This is a genomic window from Pseudoalteromonas sp. S558 (genome assembly GCF_005886635.1).
Classification (GTDB): Bacteria; Pseudomonadota; Gammaproteobacteria; order Enterobacterales; family Alteromonadaceae; genus Pseudoalteromonas; species Pseudoalteromonas aliena.
Genome location: NZ_PNDU01000088.1, coordinates 1 through 18,628 on the forward strand (window position 1 = coordinate 1; position 18,628 = coordinate 18,628).

20 protein-coding genes are annotated in these 18,628 nt (G+C 39.5%); 8 read left to right on the top strand and 12 right to left on the bottom strand.

All coding sequences use genetic code 11. From position 1 onward, the window contains the following. Positions 1-16: 16 nt before the first annotated feature. Positions 17-1,186, bottom strand: coding sequence for an FAD-dependent monooxygenase (locus tag CWB66_RS07070; RefSeq protein ID WP_252371718.1), 1,170 nt, complete (start codon positions 1,184-1,186; stop codon positions 17-19). A 256-nt stretch (positions 1,187-1,442) separates the two neighbouring features. On the opposite strand from CWB66_RS07070, the gene miaB reads away from it, so the two are divergent. Genes miaB through lnt form a run of 5 tightly spaced genes read left to right on the top strand, consistent with a single transcriptional unit; the run spans position 1,443 to position 6,899 of the window. Beyond that, a complete protein-coding gene (miaB, locus tag CWB66_RS07075; protein WP_138584822.1) occupies positions 1,443-2,891 on the top strand; it encodes a tRNA (N6-isopentenyl adenosine(37)-C2)-methylthiotransferase MiaB in 1,449 nt (482 codons plus the stop codon). Positions 2,892-2,942: 51 nt separating this feature from the next. After that, the gene (locus CWB66_RS07080; RefSeq protein WP_138584823.1) at positions 2,943-3,998 is read left to right on the top strand and encodes a PhoH family protein; all 1,056 of its coding nucleotides are present in this window, start codon (positions 2,943-2,945) and stop codon (positions 3,996-3,998) included. Between the two features lie 4 nt (positions 3,999-4,002). Then, the gene (ybeY, locus tag CWB66_RS07085; protein WP_138584824.1) at positions 4,003-4,461 is read left to right on the top strand and encodes an rRNA maturation RNase YbeY; all 459 of its coding nucleotides are present in this window, start codon (positions 4,003-4,005) and stop codon (positions 4,459-4,461) included. 22 nt (positions 4,462-4,483) lie between these two features. Then, positions 4,484-5,368 carry a CNNM family magnesium/cobalt transport protein CorC gene (corC, locus tag CWB66_RS07090; RefSeq protein ID WP_077538399.1) on the top strand — a complete coding sequence of 295 codons (885 nt, stop codon included), beginning with the start codon at positions 4,484-4,486 and terminating at the stop codon, positions 5,366-5,368. Continuing rightward, on the top strand, positions 5,349-6,899 hold the full coding sequence (lnt, locus tag CWB66_RS07095) for an apolipoprotein N-acyltransferase (RefSeq protein WP_138584825.1): 1,551 nt from the start codon (positions 5,349-5,351) through the stop codon (positions 6,897-6,899). The genes corC and lnt overlap by 20 nt, the downstream gene beginning before the upstream one ends. 50 nt (positions 6,900-6,949) lie before the next feature. Here lnt and CWB66_RS07100 read toward each other — a convergent pair whose 3' ends face one another. The 6 genes from CWB66_RS07100 to CWB66_RS07125 all read right to left on the bottom strand — a co-directional run bounded on the left by CWB66_RS07100 (position 6,950) and on the right by CWB66_RS07125 (position 10,437). Continuing rightward, positions 6,950-7,294, bottom strand: coding sequence for a 2OG-Fe(II) oxygenase (locus CWB66_RS07100; RefSeq protein WP_138584826.1), 345 nt, complete (start codon positions 7,292-7,294; stop codon positions 6,950-6,952). A gap of 40 nt (positions 7,295-7,334) precedes the next feature. Next, on the bottom strand, positions 7,335-7,784 hold the full coding sequence (locus CWB66_RS07105) for an ATPase (RefSeq protein WP_138584827.1): 450 nt from the start codon (positions 7,782-7,784) through the stop codon (positions 7,335-7,337). An 89-nt stretch (positions 7,785-7,873) separates the two neighbouring features. Further along, entirely contained in the window at positions 7,874-8,725 is an 852-nt protein-coding gene (locus CWB66_RS07110; RefSeq protein WP_138584828.1) for an alpha/beta hydrolase, read from the bottom strand. A gap of 81 nt (positions 8,726-8,806) precedes the next feature. Next, positions 8,807-9,097, bottom strand: coding sequence for a type II toxin-antitoxin system RelE family toxin (locus tag CWB66_RS07115; protein WP_138584829.1), 291 nt, complete (start codon positions 9,095-9,097; stop codon positions 8,807-8,809). Then, positions 9,087-9,338 carry a type II toxin-antitoxin system Phd/YefM family antitoxin gene (locus CWB66_RS07120; RefSeq protein WP_138584830.1) on the bottom strand — a complete coding sequence of 84 codons (252 nt, stop codon included), beginning with the start codon at positions 9,336-9,338 and terminating at the stop codon, positions 9,087-9,089. The genes CWB66_RS07115 and CWB66_RS07120 overlap by 11 nt, the downstream gene beginning before the upstream one ends. An 88-nt stretch (positions 9,339-9,426) precedes the next feature. Further along, positions 9,427-10,437, bottom strand: coding sequence for an RDD family protein (locus CWB66_RS07125; protein WP_138584831.1), 1,011 nt, complete (start codon positions 10,435-10,437; stop codon positions 9,427-9,429). A 309-nt stretch (positions 10,438-10,746) separates the two neighbouring features. On the opposite strand from CWB66_RS07125, the gene CWB66_RS07130 reads away from it, so the two are divergent. Next, positions 10,747-11,058 (top strand): hypothetical protein, encoded by a 312-nt coding sequence (locus CWB66_RS07130; protein WP_212747810.1) that lies wholly within the window; start codon positions 10,747-10,749, stop codon positions 11,056-11,058. Positions 11,059-11,123: 65 nt separating this feature from the next. Here the strand turns inward: CWB66_RS07130 and CWB66_RS07135 are convergent, their stop codons facing one another. Beyond that, positions 11,124-12,497: an MATE family efflux transporter gene (locus CWB66_RS07135; protein WP_252371719.1), complete on the bottom strand. Its 1,374-nt coding sequence runs from the start codon at positions 12,495-12,497 to the stop codon at positions 11,124-11,126. Positions 12,498-12,651: 154 nt separating this feature from the next. On the opposite strand from CWB66_RS07135, the gene CWB66_RS07140 reads away from it, so the two are divergent. Further along, positions 12,652-13,479, top strand: a complete 828-nt coding sequence (locus tag CWB66_RS07140; protein WP_138584832.1) for an AraC family transcriptional regulator — start codon at positions 12,652-12,654, stop codon at positions 13,477-13,479. A gap of 12 nt (positions 13,480-13,491) precedes the next feature. Here the strand turns inward: CWB66_RS07140 and CWB66_RS07145 are convergent, their stop codons facing one another. Continuing rightward, positions 13,492-14,079 carry a LysE family translocator gene (locus tag CWB66_RS07145; protein ID WP_138584833.1) on the bottom strand — a complete coding sequence of 196 codons (588 nt, stop codon included), beginning with the start codon at positions 14,077-14,079 and terminating at the stop codon, positions 13,492-13,494. A gap of 193 nt (positions 14,080-14,272) precedes the next feature. Here CWB66_RS07145 and CWB66_RS07150 point away from each other — a divergent pair, with 193 nt between their 5' ends. After that, a complete protein-coding gene (locus CWB66_RS07150) occupies positions 14,273-14,797 on the top strand; it encodes a CIA30 family protein (RefSeq protein ID WP_138584834.1) in 525 nt (174 codons plus the stop codon). A gap of 22 nt (positions 14,798-14,819) precedes the next feature. Here CWB66_RS07150 and CWB66_RS07155 read toward each other — a convergent pair whose 3' ends face one another. The 3 genes from CWB66_RS07155 to CWB66_RS07165 form a co-directional block, all read right to left on the bottom strand. Next, positions 14,820-15,344 (bottom strand): hypothetical protein, encoded by a 525-nt coding sequence (locus tag CWB66_RS07155; protein ID WP_138584835.1) that lies wholly within the window; start codon positions 15,342-15,344, stop codon positions 14,820-14,822. Between the two features lie 306 nt (positions 15,345-15,650). Next, the gene (gene bamJ, locus CWB66_RS07160) at positions 15,651-16,127 is read right to left on the bottom strand and encodes a BamJ family beta-barrel-assembly machinery protein (RefSeq protein ID WP_138584844.1); all 477 of its coding nucleotides are present in this window, start codon (positions 16,125-16,127) and stop codon (positions 15,651-15,653) included. 2 nt (positions 16,128-16,129) lie between these two features. Beyond that, positions 16,130-18,562 (bottom strand): Lon protease family protein, encoded by a 2,433-nt coding sequence (locus CWB66_RS07165; protein WP_237070457.1) that lies wholly within the window; start codon positions 18,560-18,562, stop codon positions 16,130-16,132. Between the last annotated feature and the right edge of the window lie 66 nt (positions 18,563-18,628).

Genomic DNA, 18,628 nt, shown 5'->3' on the forward strand with positions numbered 1-18,628 from the left:
GAAAGATCAACAGACCCTAGCCAATTTCACCACTAATGGCGTATTTTAAAACCCAATTTTTTATCGGTCCGGTATTATTAGCCATTTTTAAAAACTGGCTACGTGCCCATTTAAGTGGCGTAATTTGATTAGAAAACCCAAAGTAACACGCATCCATCATGCTCATCATTAATAAATTAGCCCTACGGCGAGCTCGTTCGTATTCTTTAAGTTTTAGCGGGCAACCTATATCTCCTGCTTCATTTAAAGCCTCAGCAAGTGCCACTACGTCCTGAAAACCTAAATTAACGCCCTGCCCTGCAAGTGGGTTAATTGTATGTGCCGCATCGCCCACTAAAACCAAGCGCCCTTGCGAATAATTGTTTGCATGTTGTCGAGTAAGCGGAAATATCGCATGGCTTTGTACTTCAAAATCCCCAGCAAGCTCAGGGAATTTACTCAATATGTGGGTTTTCAACTGAGCTGAGTTTAGCCCTTTAAACGCTTGCAGTGTGTTGGCATCGTCGTACCAAATTAAATTAGCGTATGGTGCCTGCATTGGTAAAAAGGCTAACGGCCCACTTGGCGTAAACTGTTGCCATGTTTTAATTTGTTGCGGTGCATCGAGTTTAATTAACACCCCCATGCAATGCTGCTGATACTCCCAGCCAGTCATACCTATATTTGCTTTGCTTCGAAGTTGCGACTGCCCGCCATCGGCTGCAATCACTAAATCGGCTGTATAACTCTGCTTGTCATAAATAAGCGTAATTAAATCTGCCGTTTGCTCTATTTTGGCTATTGGTGCTGCTTGCTCTATAACCTCGATATTATATTGTGAAAATTGCTGCCACAAACTCGCTTGAATTAAATTATTTTCAATCAAGTGGCCTAAATGGGTCGTATTTATATCGGCGCAATCAAATAACAAATTGTCGCCACCGCGCTCAAATGCTTCTAATTGTTGATAAGGCGCTATGCGGTTTTGCCTTAAAAGCGCCATTGCCCCTAATTCATCAAGTAAATTTTCTGAAAAACGATTAATAGCCGACACTCTAATATCCACCTTATCGCTACTAAGAATTTGCGATGGGTCTATTAGGTGTTTTTCAATTATACGTACGCCAAAGCCTTGCTGAGCCAACTTTATCGCCATAGCCGCGCCAACCATGCCCCCGCCAACCACTATCACATTATTTTTGGTCATGTTTTTCATCATTTTATTATTACTTGAGTCTGTTTTGATTGTATCAAAATTAATTTGTTTTATACCAGAGGATATCCCTAACAGCTGATTAAACTCGCCCTGTATTGATTTGAGATCACAAACATGAAAACTATACTTGGATCTGGGCGGGTATCCAGCTAAAATACGCGTCCTTTAAGTGAGCATGCTTGCTCCTTAATCCTGTTTTAAGCACATTTTTGTGCCACTATCGAATTGAACACGAGGCTATATTTCAATGAGTAAAAAGCTGCATATTAAAACCTGGGGTTGTCAGATGAACGAATACGACTCTCAGAAAATGGCTGAACTTTTAGATGCGACCAACGGCTATCAGCTAACTGACGATGCAACAGATGCCGACGTAATCTTACTCAACACCTGTTCAATTCGTGAAAAAGCACAAGAAAAAGTATTTCACCAATTAGGCCGTTGGAAGTTGTTAAAAGACGACAAGCCAGACTTAATAATTGGTGTAGGTGGTTGTGTTGCCTCACAAGAAGGTGACTCTATTCGCCAACGCGCCCCGTTTGTAGATGTTATTTTTGGCCCGCAAACGCTACACCGTTTACCAGAAATGATTAAACAAGTGCAAGGCGATAAAGGCTCATCGGTTGTTGATATTTCATTCCCAGAGATTGAAAAGTTTGACCGCCTGCCAGAGCCAAAAGCGGATGGCCCATCTGCCTTTGTATCAATAATGGAAGGCTGTTCTAAATACTGTACTTTTTGTGTTGTACCGTATACTCGCGGCGAAGAAGTTAGCCGCCCAGTCGATGACGTATTACTTGAAATTGCACAGCTTGCTGAGCAAAACGTACGTGAAGTAAACCTGCTAGGTCAAAACGTAAACGCCTACCGCGGGGACACGCACGATGGCGAAATATGTTATTTCTCAGATTTAATTCGTTTAATAGCTGCTATTGATGGTATTGACCGCATTCGTTACACCACATCGCATCCGGTAGAATTTACGCCAGACATCATTGACGTTTACGCCGATGTACCTGAGCTTGTAGATCATTTACACCTACCAGTACAAAGTGGTTCAGACCGTATATTAAACTTAATGAAACGTGGCCATACGGCAATTGAATACAAATCGACAATTCGTAAGTTACGTAAAATTCGTCCTAACTTAAGCATGTCGTCAGATTTCATTATTGGTTTCCCAGGCGAAAGTAAAGGAGACTTTGAAGCAACTATGAAGCTTATTAGCGACATTGGTTTTGATATGAGCTTTAGCTTTATTTACAGTGCACGCCCAGGTACACCAGCGGCAGATTTGCCAGATGATGTAACAGAGCAAGAGAAAAAAGAACGCTTATACTTATTACAAAATCGTATTACACAAATGGCGCAACAAATTAGCCGTCAAATGTTCGATACAGAGCAACGTATACTTGTTGAAGGTCCTTCAAAAAAGAACCCAATGGAATTACGTGGCCGTACCGAAAACAACCGTGTAGTAAATTTTGTTGGCCCGCACACGGTGATCGGACAGTTTGTTGACGTACGTATTACCGAAGCACTACCTAACTCTTTACGTGGTGACTTAATTCGTACAGAATCAGAAATGAACTTACGACGTGAAATCGCGCCTTCAGCTATTTTAACTAAAGCTGCAGCTGCAGAGCCAAAACCAGACACTGTTAACGAAATTGGCGTAGCTACTTTCGTTCCTTAGTCAAAATTATTAGCGCCAGTTAACACTGGCGCAGTACGATAGGAAGCAATTTTGAGTAATCAGTTAAAAACATTAGAGATTTATTTAGAACCTGCCGATAACAAACGCCTTTCTTCTTTATGTGGCCCGTTTGACGAAAACATCAAACAAATTGAACGCCACCTGGCTGTTGAAATAATTCACCGTGACAACTTTTTTAAAGTAACCGGTAAACTACACAACTGCGCCGGCGCTGTAGAAATCTTAAAAAACCTTTATGTTGATACTCAGCCAGTGCGTGGTGTTTTAGGCGAAATAGAACCCGATGCCGTTCATTTAGCTATTACCGAATCAAAAGCCCTAGAGCAAGATGCATCAAGCAGCGCTTACGGCAAAGAAATGGTGATTAAAACGCGCCGTGGTGTTATTAAACCACGTAACGATAACCAAGGTGTTTATGTGGCTAATATTTTAAACCACGACATTACCTTTGGTATTGGCCCTGCTGGTACTGGTAAAACCTACCTTGCTGTTGCTGCCGCCGTTGACGCCCTAGAGCGCCAAGAAATTCGCCGCATATTATTAACGCGCCCCGCTGTAGAGGCAGGCGAAAAGCTTGGCTTTTTACCTGGTGACTTAAGCCAAAAAATAGACCCATATCTGCGCCCGCTTTACGACGCTTTGTTTGAAATGCTAGGTTTTGAAAAAGTAGAAAAGCTCATCGAAAAAAATATTATTGAAGTCGCACCGCTTGCTTACATGCGCGGACGTACTTTAAACGACGCCTTTATTATTTTAGATGAAAGCCAAAATACCACCGCTGAGCAAATGAAAATGTTTTTAACCCGTATCGGGTTTAACTCAAAAGCGGTTATTACGGGTGATATAACACAGGTCGATTTACCTCGTGGTACACGTTCAGGCCTTCGCCATGCAATTGAAGTGCTTGATGGTGTAAACGAAATTAGCTTTAACTACTTTAAGGCTCACGATGTAGTACGCCACCCTGTTGTAGCGCGCATAGTTGAAGCCTACGAGCGTAACGACGAAAGCGAGCGACTAAAGCGCATTGAAAAGCAAAATGCAAAAGACGCACTTGCCGCTCAACAACTGTCTACAAAAGAGTAATGCCTTGACAACAGAACTTGATTTACAAATAGCCTGTGAGTTTGACAACCTCCCAAGCGAAGCACAATTTGCACTGTGGGCCGACAAAGCCCTTAGCCAATACCGTGACGAGTCAGAGCTCAGCATCGTTATTAGCGACGAAGCGCAATCGCAACAACTTAATAACGACTATCGCGGTAAAAACAAACCGACCAACGTATTGTCGTTCGAATTTGAAGCACCACCGGGAATCGATATTCCCTTGGTTGGTGATTTAATTATTTGCCCAGCCATTGTATTAGCTGAAGCAATTGAGCAAGAGAAGTCATTTCATGATCACTTTGCGCATATGGTTATTCATGGATGCTTGCATTTACTTGGATTTGACCATATAAAGAGTAAAGATGCTTTTGAGATGGAAAGCATCGAAAAGCAATTACTTGCAGAGCTAAACATAGCAGACCCATATCGGGACGATATTTAAATTAACGGAGCAATTAGACGCAATGAGCGACGGTAACTCGCAATCTAGCCAGGGTTCTTCTGGCAAAACGTGGTTGGGCAGAATAGCCCAAATGTTGCAAGGGGAACCCCAGAATAGAGAAGAGCTGGTCGAAGTAATTGCCGATGCGCAAGAACGAGACGTAATCGATCCAGAAACAAAAGAGATGATAGAAGGTGTGCTTGGTGTTTCCAAGCTTAAAGTGCGAGACATTATGGTTCCGCGCTCACAAATGATTACTCTTGAGATCGACAGCCCGCTTGAAGAGCTAATTCCAATGATGGTCGATTCAACTCACTCACGCTTTCCGGTGGTGATTGAAGACAAAGACCATGTAGAAGGGATTTTACTTGCTAAAGATCTATTACCACTGATCTTAAATAAAGACGAGCTACTCCCTTCGCTGCGTGATTATTTACGTCCAGCTATGGTAGTGCCTGAAAGTAAACGTGTTGATACACTGCTTAACGAGTTTCGTCAGCAACGCTACCATATGGCGATTGTAATTGATGAGTACGGCGGCGTATCGGGTTTAGTGACAATTGAAGATATTCTTGAAATAATTGTTGGCGAAATAGAAGATGAGCACGACGAAGAAGAAGATCAACAAGATATTCGTCGCCTCGCTAAACATGTTCACGTTGTACAAGCACTTACGCCTGTTGATGACTTTAACGAGCATTTTAAAACAGGTTACAGTACCGATGAAGCCGATACTATAGGTGGCACTGTACTGCATGCATTTGGTCATATGCCAAGTCGTGGTGAAACAATTGACATAGAAGGTTACCAATTTAAAGTAACCAACGCCGACAATCGCCGTATATTGCAACTGCAAGTCACCGTTCCTAAGGCTGATGATAACGACAGTGAAGAAACTGCTAACTAGACTTACCCTGCTAGCAAAAGATAAAAAAGCATGGCTCGCATTTATTGCGGGCCTTGTTTTAACTTTTGGCTATGCCCCTTTTGAAATTTGGCCCATTGTATTTTTAAGCCTTGCTGCCATAATTTTTTGCGTTAATCCCAATAATACCGGTAAAGCACACGCAAAAACCGCTGCTAAATATGGTTTTATATTTGGCCTAGGCTGGTTTGGCGCGGGCATTAGCTGGGTACATGTATCTATTGCTACCTTTGGCGGCATGCCCCTTATAGCATCACTGTCGTTAATGGCCTTTCTGTGTTCATACTTAGCGTTATTTCCAGCACTCGCCTTTTATTTAGCGTCTCGCTTTGCCAGCGGTCCGAAAAGTTTTGGTGCGCTGCTTATTACCAGTTTTGCGATTAGCGAATATTTACGTAGTACACTGCTCACTGGTTTCCCGTGGTTAAGTTTTGGCTATACACAAACTGACGGACCACTTAGGCTATTAGCCTCTTATATTGGCGAGTTTGGCCTGACTCTTGTGTGTATTATCATTGGTTTTGCGCTTTATCGTGCAACTCAAAAAGATTTTAAAACCCCTGTAGTTACCGCGATTACCTTTGCCCTTATTTTTACAGCAGCACTTACCACAGGGTCGGTGCAATATTCAGGTAAAAGCATGTCAACTTTACTGGTGCAAGGTAATATAAAACAACACCTGCGCTTTGAGCCAAGTGAGTTTTGGACCACCATGAGCAAATACCAAGACATGACGCGTCCACATTGGGATGCCGACTTAATAGTCTGGCCAGAAGCCGCAGTGCCTGAAATAGAAATGCTTGCTGACTCCTACCTAGCAGGACTCGACAGCGCCGCCTCGTTTAATAAAACCGCCCTTGTAACCGGCATTGTTGACTACCAGCGAGACACCAAAAACATATTCAATACGCTTATTGTGGTTGGTAATAAAGAACGCGGCGACGAGCACGGCCATTACCGCTACCTCGATAAAAACCGTTATCAAAAACACCAATTATTACCGATTGGCGAATTTGTGCCATTTCAAGACTTTTTGCGCCCTATTGCCCCATTATTCGATTTACCTATGTCGTCCTTTACGCGTGGCGACAAAGTGCAAAACAACTTGCGCGCCAATGGCTATAACTTACTCCCTGCTATTTGCTACGAAATAGTATTTGCCGACTTAGTACGCGGTAATTACAAAAGCGATTCCGACCTACTATTTACTGTCAGTAACGATGCTTGGTTTGGCGACTCTATTGGGCCTTTGCAACACATGCAAATAGCCCGCATGCGGGCGCTCGAACTACAACGCCCTCTAGTGCGAGTTACCAACAATGGGGTAAGCGCCGTATACGACCCCATAAGCCACACACAACAAACCATGCCTCAGTTTGAAGCTATTATATTAAAAGCCAACATTAAGCTTATACAAGGCGACAGCGTATACAGCCAATACGGTAACATGTTTGTGTGGGGATTTGTGGTGTTATTAGGGATTGGTGTATTTGGAGTTAGGTTAAGGAAGTAAATTGAAGTTTATAGTTGGGTTTCGCTTCGCTCTTCCCAACCTACGTCAATTTACTTTTTAATCCAGCCTATACTTAAAATATAACGAGTACCTTGTTCTATTTTTAATACTTGATGCTGCTCAATATCGGGCCTGAAAAGTTTAACTCGGCTGTAATTTATAATTGGATTTCCACAAATAAACTCACCACCTTTTGCGGCATGCTTCAACACAATATTGAGCCTAAAATGTCTGCCAGTTTTAACTTCATCAGTATGCGGCTTTATTTCACTCCCTTGTGGGAATTTAATTAAGTAAGCATCAAATTTTAAAGGGAATAGTATGCGGCACAATAACATTTTATCGTAGCCCGACTCTTGTCGCCCTTGCTGCCAACTAAATAATTTTCTTGCCATAACTACACTTTCACTCGTTCTAAAAATCCTTTTAAAAATGTTAAAACCACTTAAACTTTAATTCTGCAGAGTGTACTCTGCTCGCCTGCGGTCTTAATAGATTGCAGTGAATATCAATATAGCTACTCTTATTTGGTTCTATAAATATGTCCTCGCTTTTACCTAAACAATTACCAACAAATTTGCCGTTCTCATCAAATGTAGAAGCAATAACTCCACTAGCATATATGCTTTCGTTGGTTATATTTTTTAGCTCTGCGGTTATTCTTACACGCCCATTTTCTTTAAAAATATCAGAGAGAGTAAGTTTGTAATCATTACTTAAATCAGACGTGCTATCTAATACTTTATTAGAAACCAGCTCTTTAAATCCACTATCCACTTCAGCGGCTATTGTTAGCGCGTACACACTAATACCACCTAGAGTTGCAATTACAAACCCTACTCCCCAAAAAAAGCCTTTTATAATGTCATTGAAATTATTATTCATTTAATTCCCTTTTAATTTTTACCACTGAATTTCGTAAATACTATACCCAAAGTAACTCCTTTTCTCTTACCAAGTTTACAGGTTAAAGTTTACCGTTTTAATAAGCTTTTCAACCCATAATACCAACTAAGTGCGGCGGCTGTGCCATGAGTTTCATCTTCAAAGTAACGTTGATTTATAATTAGATTATCGCTTGAGTGTGCTTTTAACTTTTCAACAAATGCTAAACCCCATCGGTAATTTGTTTTACCAATTTCGCCAAACGCTTCGCCGTTATTTGCAAAGGTAAAATACACATTGCCTTTAAGCAGCTTATTTATTAGTTGCTTCTCATCAAAATAACGGTTTAGGAAGTTATTATCCCACAGGTAGGTTGCATCAATAATTAAGTAATCAGTAAATAATGTGTGATTAGTCAAAAGTACATAACTTGCAAATAAACCGCCAAAAGACTCGCCAATTAATACGCGTTTAGTTGATGTGCGGTAATTTTTATTAATGAGTGGAATCAGTTCTTTTTCAAAAAAGGCGCTGTAGTTTGCGGCGTTGCCGATATTTTCAAACCTTTCTAGAAGTTTACCGTTAAATGTCCAATCAACATTGGTTGGGGTAAAGTCACGTTCTCTTATCGCATTTTTACTATTAGGAATGGCGACTATAATTGCTTGTTGTATTTGCTGCTCTAGCCGTTGTGTGCTAAGTGCCTCTACTAGCCCGGCGACAGCTTTTAGATGTGCTTGGTCACCATCGAGCAAGTAAATAACTGGGTATACTTTATTAGAATTTTCATTATAGCTTGGTGGTAAATAAACACTAAAGCTGCGTTGCTCATCTAAAATAATAGACTTAAGCTGGTGGGTTTTAGCTAAAATAATAGGCTCTGAGGCATTCACATTTACTGTAAAAAATAAATATAAAAATATTATTGATAAGACTTTCATACATATCCTTGTATTAATAACAAACGAAGAAGAAGCGTCTGGCCTTCTTTGAACAAGCAAAACACTGCTTTTATTGCTAAGCTACTCCTTAGTTCGTGGCGCTAACTTTTTATATATTGCATCTTTATCGCGTTTACCAATTGCCAGTACATAAACCACAACTTCGTCATCAATAACTTCGTAAGCTAGGCGATATCCTGCCGTACACAATTTTATTTTATAAACATTATCAAAGCCGCGTAGTTTAGAGGCTGGCACATGGGGATTATCTAATCGCTCAGTAAGTTTCTTTTTAAACTGGCTTTTAAGTGGTGACGCAAGTTTTTCCCACTCCTTTAAGGCTGCTGGTAAAAACTTTAACTTATAAGTCATCTATACTAACTTCAACCGCTTGAGATAAATCGCCTCTGCGGCTCTGAACAACTTTCGTTAGTTCATAATCATCCAGTTGTTCCATTAGTAGCTCATACATTGGTGCAGGCACTAAGTAAGCTGCGGGCTTATTATGATTTAATATGGCTATTGCAGCACCATCTGCTTCATTCAAAAGCGCGGTTGGATTTTTTTTAAGTTCTGAAATACTTGCCGAACAATCAGCTAAAACCTGTCTCATAAAACACCTAAAAAGAACTAAATTAAGCTCTAATTTTAGACCTTTTTTTATTTTTAGCTATGCTTTTTTATAATTTCGTCAGTTTTTGTTACTCTTTCACTGTATCTACAACGGTTTCAACATTTACAACTTGATTCAAGTTACCTTTAATAACCACTGTTGCTGATATTTTATCTTGAATGGCTTGTCTGTTTGGATCCCAGTATATCTGCAGGAACCCCAATAACCCCGTAGCAAAACCTGCGCCGTAGCCGCCGTAACGGCCAAAGCAATCGAGCAACCCTAATGGCTCACCATTTAAAGCAACAACACGGATATTGCATGCTTTTTTACCCGGTGTTTGGCCTCGCCAAAGTAAGGAGAACAACGTAAAGTAAACTGCAGCCCAGCCAAAGCCTAGTCCTAAATCTTCAATAATGCCTTTGCCCCACTGCAAAATACTGTTTGTGGTTGTTTGTGCTGGTTTTTCTTCTATTAACTGTGCAGCCTTTATTTCGTTATTTTCACTGAGCACTAATAGTTGTAAAAATACAGTAGCAAGTTGTGGGTTTTGTAGGTCGTCCATTTCTGCTAATTTGGGAACTTCCCCTACTAAATTATCAAGTGCGTTTTGTTGGCAAGGTTGCTCACAGCTTTCATCGGCTGTTTGCGTTAAATAAGCATTTACGCGTTGTTTTTCTGCGGGAGTAAGCTCAATTTCATCTTGTATTTTTACGCCCTGAACAGCCAAACTTTGATCTGCGTTATCGTCTTCTAGGTAATCTATGCCAATTGAAAGTACAGTAAGTGCGCTTACAAATAAAAAACCTGCTGCAAAAACTTTTAGGGCTCTGCGCCAAAACGATGACATTTTTGGAAGGTATTGCTGCGCAGTGCCTTTATAAAAAGCCATTGCAGCAACAAATGCTATTAAAGCCGCGCTGAGTTTGGCTGCTAAAAATATCAGTGCAACATCAATAATAATCGCTAGTGCACGCCGAATTGGCGTAGCTAAAGGCAAGCCCAGTAAAGCACTGTCAATTTTAAAGGCGTAGGGGGTAATCACTTCTCTGGTTTCAGAATTTGATAATTCTAATTGTTCTATCTCTTTGGCTTTCATTTATTTTCTTGTTATTAAAATAGGTAACCCGGTTAACTTACGCGTTTTTTATTTTTTGCTCAACATTAACTTTACCCCAATTTACTAAAAGTATCGTCTCGGCCAATGGGATAAAAGGAAATATAAGCCTCAAATTACAAACTTTAGGTTAACATCATTTATAAATGTACCTATTGAACATATATTAATGCTCGAATTTCTTTCATCCTTAAAATTGAATCTGAAAAAAAATTAAATAAGATATCGCTTCGAGGCTCACCTCTTGTTTCATCAGTAGGCAACAGCTATGGTGAATATATTGAGAGCGCTTTGATACAAGAATTAAAACTAGCAAAACTATGGTCTGGCGTTGCAACAAAGCAAGTCTCGGGAAAAGTAATTGAGCAAGACATTGATGTAACAGGTTTCTCTGAAGGCAGTGCGTTTATAAAAGTTAAATTTACTGTATCAGATGGCGATATTACTTTACTTGATAAGGTAATATCTGCCGAACACACTTTCGACTCTTCTTTTCTCGGAGCAATTGCAATACCAAACGGGCAGCGAAGTTATGTAGAATTAGTTCAAAAATTGCTTACGAATCTATACGCTGATGAAGAATTTATAGCTTCAATAAAGTAAATAAATAAACTAAAAAGGAGCTTTATGATTTCATACAGCTCCTTTTTTATATTACATAAATTTATTTACTTTAAAATTACTAAGCGCTCATCAATAGGCTCACTTTTAGGTAAGCGATACCTAAACTCTCTGCGTAATAACATAAAACTAATAACTGCCTGAACAACAACTGTGCTTGCCGATAAATACCACAATTGCGTTAAATTAAAGCCATCCATTTGGCTTAATAAAAGAGCTGGTAAAACAAATAAAATAATCCGCAGTGTAGTACTATAAAGTGAAGGGAGTGTGTTACCGAGAGACTGAAATAGCCCCGAACACGTAAACACTATGCCCGTAGGAATAAAGTTAATACAAATAATTTGTAAAAATGTAGCTGCAACTAAAATAACATTTTGATCATCAGAGAACCCTTGCACTAGTAATTCTGGAATAAAAAAGCAAACTACGCTTAACACTGCCATTAAACTACATGTCATTAGGGCTGACCAAAAAAAGGTTTCTCGGACACGGTCAAATTGCTTTGCACCAAAATTTTGACCCGCGACGGCTGGTGCAGCAAACGCAATTGCCATTGCAGGTAAAAACAATGACTGCATTATGCGAGAACCTAAACCAAAGCCAGCTTGGGCTTCAGGTCCAAAATGTTGAATTAACCAATAAATTAACCCCATATATGCAAACATTAAAAAGAATTCACCTCCTGCGGGTAATCCAATCCCTAATAAGCGCTTTATAATAGCGCTATCTACGCGCCATAAACTGACTTTAAAGGTAACGAACTTTTCAGCCTTAACAAAGTATACGCATAGCATTACTACCGCAACAACTACCGAAATAGTACTTGCCAACCCAGCTCCGGCTATACCCATTGGAAAGTCAGTTCCCCAACCTATAATTAAAATAGGAGATAAAATAATATTGACGATAATAGACAAGGTTTGAATCAACATAGTTGGCTTAACAATACCGGCTCCTCTTAACGCAGCACTAACTGCAACTAAAGGAAACTGCAATGCCATACCCGGCAAAAACCAATGCAAATAACGTTGTCCCGCTTCAATTGTTGCAAGGTCTGTTGAAATGCTAGTTAAGTATGTATCAGACCCTAAATAACCTAAAAACATGACAACCAAGGCCATTAAGCTAGCCAGCATCATACTTTGATTAAACACTGCATTTGCATCTTTGCCATCTTTTCGACCCGCTGCATGAGAAATCAACGCGGTTGTTCCCACATTAAGAATTTGCGTGAGTGCAAAAATTAAAAACATTGCATTACCCGCTAAGCTGAGTCCTGCTAAAGCATTTCCACCTAAATTACCTACAAAATATAAATCAACTAAAAAATACAATGTTTGAATTATCATTCCTATCATCATAGGAATAGCCATTTTGATTAAATGCTTCGGTATGGAGCCACGAGTTAGATCATGCATATTATTATCTTAACCATTAATAAGAATAGTTATCATAACAAGTTGCGTGCAATTAAGCATACTTTTAATAGTTATGGAAAGGTGTTTTATATAGCGTGAATTTCATACTACAACTTTGCTATACTGGCGGTAAGTCTTCATTAAAAGATTCATTATGATTCCTTCAACATACCCTCTTTTTTGGCGAGATAACGCCCTACCTTATGTAGAACTAAGGCAAGTTTTGGATGGTCGAAAAGTAACTTACGCCGCCCATTCTCATGCTCAGTGGTCAATTGGTGCTATTTTAGAGGGCCAAAGTGAATTTATTTGTGAAGACAAACTTTACCAAATAGATAAAGGCACTTTAGTGCTAATGAACCCCGATGCTGTACACGCATGCAACCCCAACCAAAACTCGCCCTGGGCTTATTATATGATGCATGTAGATAAAAGTTGGTTAGCTCAATTGCTTGTTAAGTTTAATATAAGGGCAAGTAACCACTGGTGTAATAGCCAACCTGATACATTAACAACCCCTGTATTTTACCAGCAGTTTGTTTTAGTTTGCCGAAACCTTATGTCGAATAAGCTGTCTTCTTTAGAAAAAGAGTCTTTACTTAGCCAGTATTTGATTACGTTATTTGAATACATCGATAGCACTGATATTAAAGAAAATACGTGCCTACCTCCTAATAGGCTGTATAAAGTTGCAAACTACCTCGCCCTTTATTGTCAGGATGACGAACCAATTAAGGTTATTAGCAAAAAATTTGGCTTTAATACTAGCTACTTGATACGTACATTTAAACGCCACTTCAATATGAGTCCACATGCTTATCGGATAAATCTGCGTATACAACTAAGTCAACAAGCGCTTAAGCAAGGCGATGCCATTTCAACGGTGGCTCTAAATGCAGGATTTAGTGATCAAGCTCATTTTCAACGTGTATTTAAACAGCGGGTTGCTGCAACACCAGCACAATATCGACGCTGTATTTAGAATAAAAACACATTAACTTATAATAAAAAAGCAACTCCCGGCAAGTAACACTGCCAATGCTTTATTCATAAAACGTATTTTTGCAGGACTTTGAAAGTACTGCCCTAGCACTATACCTATCCATACCCACACGCTCAGCGACAACCAGCAAATTGGTAAATACACACTGGCAAACGTAAACACTTCAAATAGCTCTGCATTAGGGATGTAAGTCGCAATTCCCGATAGTGATGCTAACCATGCTTTTGGGTTTAGCCATTGCATGATTACCCCAGTAATAAAGGTAGGTGAACTTTTATTACTGTCTGAGTTTAATTCACCATTATCTACAAATAATTGATAACTTAAATAAAGTAAAAAAGTAATACCAGCCCATTGCAATACTTCAGTGATCCATTGCAATTTATCAAGAAGATAGTTTAAACCCCATCCAATAACTAAAAACAAAAAAATAAACCCAAGTGTTGCACCGGTTATAAATATTAAGCCATTTCTTAGCCCATACCGTGCGCTGCTCAATGAAACTAAATTAACTGGCCCTGGCGATAAAGACGCAGCTAATGCAAATAACGACATTGACATAATTAAAGATAAAGTCATGGTTCACTTTCTAATTAATTCAAACTGATGGTGAGTATCTACATTAAATAGAGGCTGGTATTGAACAAAATTGACTTAATCAAATAAAAGTAAGTTATTTCGCGCATATCAATACTAGTTTTTAATTTTCAGCATTGTGAACTATTAATATTTTTAGTCGTATCAATAAAGTGTTAATTCATTAGGATCGACCATGACCACTAAACAGCTTTCGTCACTGTTTGTATTTAACTTAGTCTTAGCGACAAGCGAGGCCAATGCAAATCAACAATGGTATGTTATTAACGACTCTGTAATGGGCGGCGTATCTAATAGCCAAGTAACAAAAACACAAGATAGCTTGCTGTTTACAGGCAATGTTTCGCTTGCTAATAATGGCGGTTTTGCATCAATACGTACCGAAATTGACACACAAAGTCAAAATACTAAAGGTATAACGCTGCGTGTTAAAGGTGATGGGCAAACTTATCAGCTCAGACTCAGGACCACAGATTATCTTGATGGTGCAGCGTACACACACTCATTTAAAACGGTAAAAAACGAGTGGGTAAATATTAATTTTATCCCGAGCGATTTTACGCTAACCTTTCGCGGAAGAGTGCTAGATCAACAACCTACTATTGATTTTAACGATATAAAGCAGCTTGGCTTTATGATTGCGGGTAAGCAAGAAGGTAAATTTAAACTTGAAGTGAGTAAAATTCAGTTTAGGCCCTAGTCCACCAGCATATTATAAGAGACTAAATAGTATAGTCATCGCCTCGCCTTCTCATTTCGTTAATTATCAGCTCAACCATTTGTTGCTTTAGTGCAGCTTGCTGTGTTTTTAACTCACCTAGTTGCAGCTCTAACATATTTATTTGCTGCTGTTGTTGCTCGTTTTTATATTTTTTAGAACCCATATGCTCGGTATCTATAGTCAAACGGGCATCGTCTTTATCTTGTTCATATGCGCTACTATCTATGATTAAGCTACGTTGTAGCGGGCTCTGTTTAAGCTTGTTAATTTGCTCCTGTAATGCAACAACCTGCTGCGTGAAGTACTTATATGCTTTTTCTAGATTTTTATACTGATCACTAAATGTTGCATTATCTTCACTGTACTTTTGCACCTTAGCGTCTAAAAATTCTGATAAAACATACTCAGGTTCTTCTTCAGGGACTTCTTCAGACGTGTCTTCAGCACGTTGCTGTTCTAATTGTATTAAAGGCTGGTTGCTGTAGTTGTATGCTTGATGTTGAATGGGTGCGGGTGAAATTTTCATTATTTTATCCCTAAAATAGCTTTGTCACATTTATACCAATTTTATTAAAAACGTAATCATTCTATCGTATTAAATAGCTCACTTACTGCGTTAAAAATCATTCATATAGAATAACTATATGTCGTAATTTTTGCCTTGTTACTGAGCTATTTTATTAGCGCTATAATAGATCACTAATTTAATGCAATTGGTATTATAACTATCGACCTCGTATTAAAATCCTTGAGTAAATTTTAACGTGAACTAAAAGCAAAAAGCCCCACTTTATTAAAGTAGGGCTTTAGCAATTAATTACTTCAAATCAAGTTACGACTCAATTGCCAGTAACTCTACTTCAAAAATAAGTACTGAGGCAGGAGGAATACTCCCCACACGTTTTTCGCCGTATGCTAATTGGTGCGGTACATAAAAAGTATATTTATCGCCAGGGCTCATTAGCTGTAAGCCTTCTGTCCACCCTTTAATCACTTGGTGCAACCCAAAACTAATCGGTGTTTTACGCTCTACTGAACTGTCAAACACAGTGCCATCGATTAATGTGCCATGATAATGCACGTTAACCATGCTTGTTGACGTTGGTTTATTTACGCCTTCACCTTTGTGCACTACTTTGTATTGCAAGCCAGAAGCGGTTTCAACTACCCCTTCTACTTTTGCGTTAGCCGCTAAATAGTCAGCGCCTATTTGTGCATTTATGCCTGCTTGTTGTTTTACTTTTTTACTATTTTGAAATATTAAAAAACAAAAAATAGCGATTACCACCGCCAAAATTATATTGATCATCATTAACCTTTTTCGTTGCCTAGCTTTTCATTATCTAGCTCTTCGTCTTTTTCATCATCGCCGTTTACTATGTCGGCAATCTCTTTTAGGCGAGCAAGCGCAATACCGTTTACTGAGTTTTCTGGATACTGGTCATCAATAATATCGCCTGCTTCTATATCCATTAGTAAGTTAAGCGCTTGATCAACAGTTTCTACCGCGTAAATATTAAATTTACCACTTTCTACTGCGTTGAGTATTTCATCATCTAGCACTAAGTTAACTTGGTTTGATTTAGGAATGATAACGCCTTGCGAACCAGTTAAACCACGCATTTTGCACAGTTTAAAAAAGCCTTCTATCTTTTCGTTTACGCCACCAATGGCTTGTACATCACCGTGTTGGTTAATAGAACCTGTAAGCGCGATAGACTGGCTAATAGGCAAACTAGTGATGGATGATATAAGTGCACAAAGCTCAGCTAAAGATGCACTATCGCCATCTATGTAACCATAGCTTTGCTCAATAGCAATGTTTGCACTAAGCGTTAAGCTAAAGTGCTGGGCGTATTTATTGCCTAAATAACCAGTAAGCAACATCACCCCTTTTGAGTGAATTGCTTTGCCAAGCTCGGCTTCACGTTCTACATCAATGACCCCATCAGCGCCGGCATAAACGGTTGCTGTAATACGCGCAGGGGTACCAAATGAAGTGTCACCAATGTGCAGTACCGTTAAGCCATTTACTTTACCAATAGCTTGGCCGTCGGTTGCAATAAGCGTGTGACCTTCTTTTATATCACTTAGCATATTTTCGCTAATTTGACCGGTACGGTATTGCTTGCCTTCAATAGCTTCATCAATATGGTGCGCATCAACTAATGTTTGATTATCTTGCTTGGCGTAGTAACTCGCCTCTGCAACAAGCTCTAGAACATCAGCAAAACGAGCAGATAATTTATTGTGATGCTCTGCTTGTCGATAGCTAAATTTAAGTAACCTCACCATCGCCGCTTGCGTAGTGGTGCATTTTAAAGTTTGCTCGCAATACTCTGTAACTTTGGTAATAAACTGGTACTGTAATTTATCGCTGCTTGGCAGGTAGTAGTCAAAGTCGGCTAATACTCTAAATAGTTCAGCAAATTCTTCGTCGTATTCACCTATGGTGTAGTACAACTCGCGAGAGCCTAATAAAATAATTTTCACATCAAGCGGAATGAGCTGCGGGCGAAGTGTAAAACTCGTCCCGACTGTACTATCTTGATACGGTAAATCATTTTTTATCTGATGCGTTTTTAAACACAATTTCAAACCATCCCACACTTGCGGGTTTGCCATTATTTTTTCGGCGTCCATTATTAAGTAACCGCCATTAGCACGATGCAATGCACCTGGCTGAATTGACCGGTAACTCGTAATTAACGTGCCTTGTGATGTCGCGTATTCAATTTTACCAAATATGTTACCAAAGGTTGGGTTTGGCTCATACACCACTGGCGCTGCATCGTCTTCTTTAAACTCAACTAAAATATTGGGTGCAAAAAAGTCGGTCAGCATGCCTTTGCGGTCAAAGTCTTCTTTGCTTTCTTCACTTTCATCTTCGTCATCTAGCCATTCAAGTACAGCATCGATAATTTCAACGCGTATATCTTTTAAATAACGCAGTACGCCAATGTGTGTGGCGTACTTATGTTCTAAATCTTTTAAAAGTGGTTTAGTGGCTTGCTCTGCAGTCGACTTTTTAAGATTACGAAGTTTTTCTTTTGATTCACGCTTCCAACGCGGCAATTCTATTAACGCTTCTATTAGTGCGTCTTCTAGCTTTTCTATTTTTTCAAAAAACTCTTCGCGTAATGTTTCTTCAAGTTCGCCAAATTCACTGTCGCTTAATTGTTTACCGTCAACAAGTGGTGCAAACCCTACTGAGCTTTTTTCTTCGACTAGTGCAACACTTTGCTCAAGTGCCGCTATTTCTACTGCAGTGATGGCGCTGTCGTAAGCGTCGTTAAATTCGCGATCGATTGATTTTTTCTTGCGTTGATACGCTGGGTTATCGAATGCAGCGGGAAACGTATCGAGCACTTCATCTAAAAATGAGTCGATGTCGTCACTGAGTAGTTTGCTTTGCCCTGCTTGCATAAACAATGCAATGGGCTCTCGGTGATCGGCGTAATTATTTACGTATAACCATTCGTTAGGTGTCGCTCTGTCTTTTGCATGTTGTTTGAGTTTATCTTTTACGAGTGTATAACGCCCATGAGCCGCCTCGCCCATTACGTAAACGTTATAACCAGGTAGGTCCATCCCCAAGGAAAAATCTAGCGCACTTTGGGCACGTTGTTGGCCTATAAAAGTAAGTGGCTCTGGATATGGATTACTCATACACGTGTTTACATGATGAGTCGAAATACTCGGTGCGAGTGCAGATACAGGTAATGGCAGCAATTTTTTCGTCATTCTAACTTCTTTGTTTACCAGCATATTCACTGGCTTTTAAATGTATTAAGTGGCTTAGCGCCACTC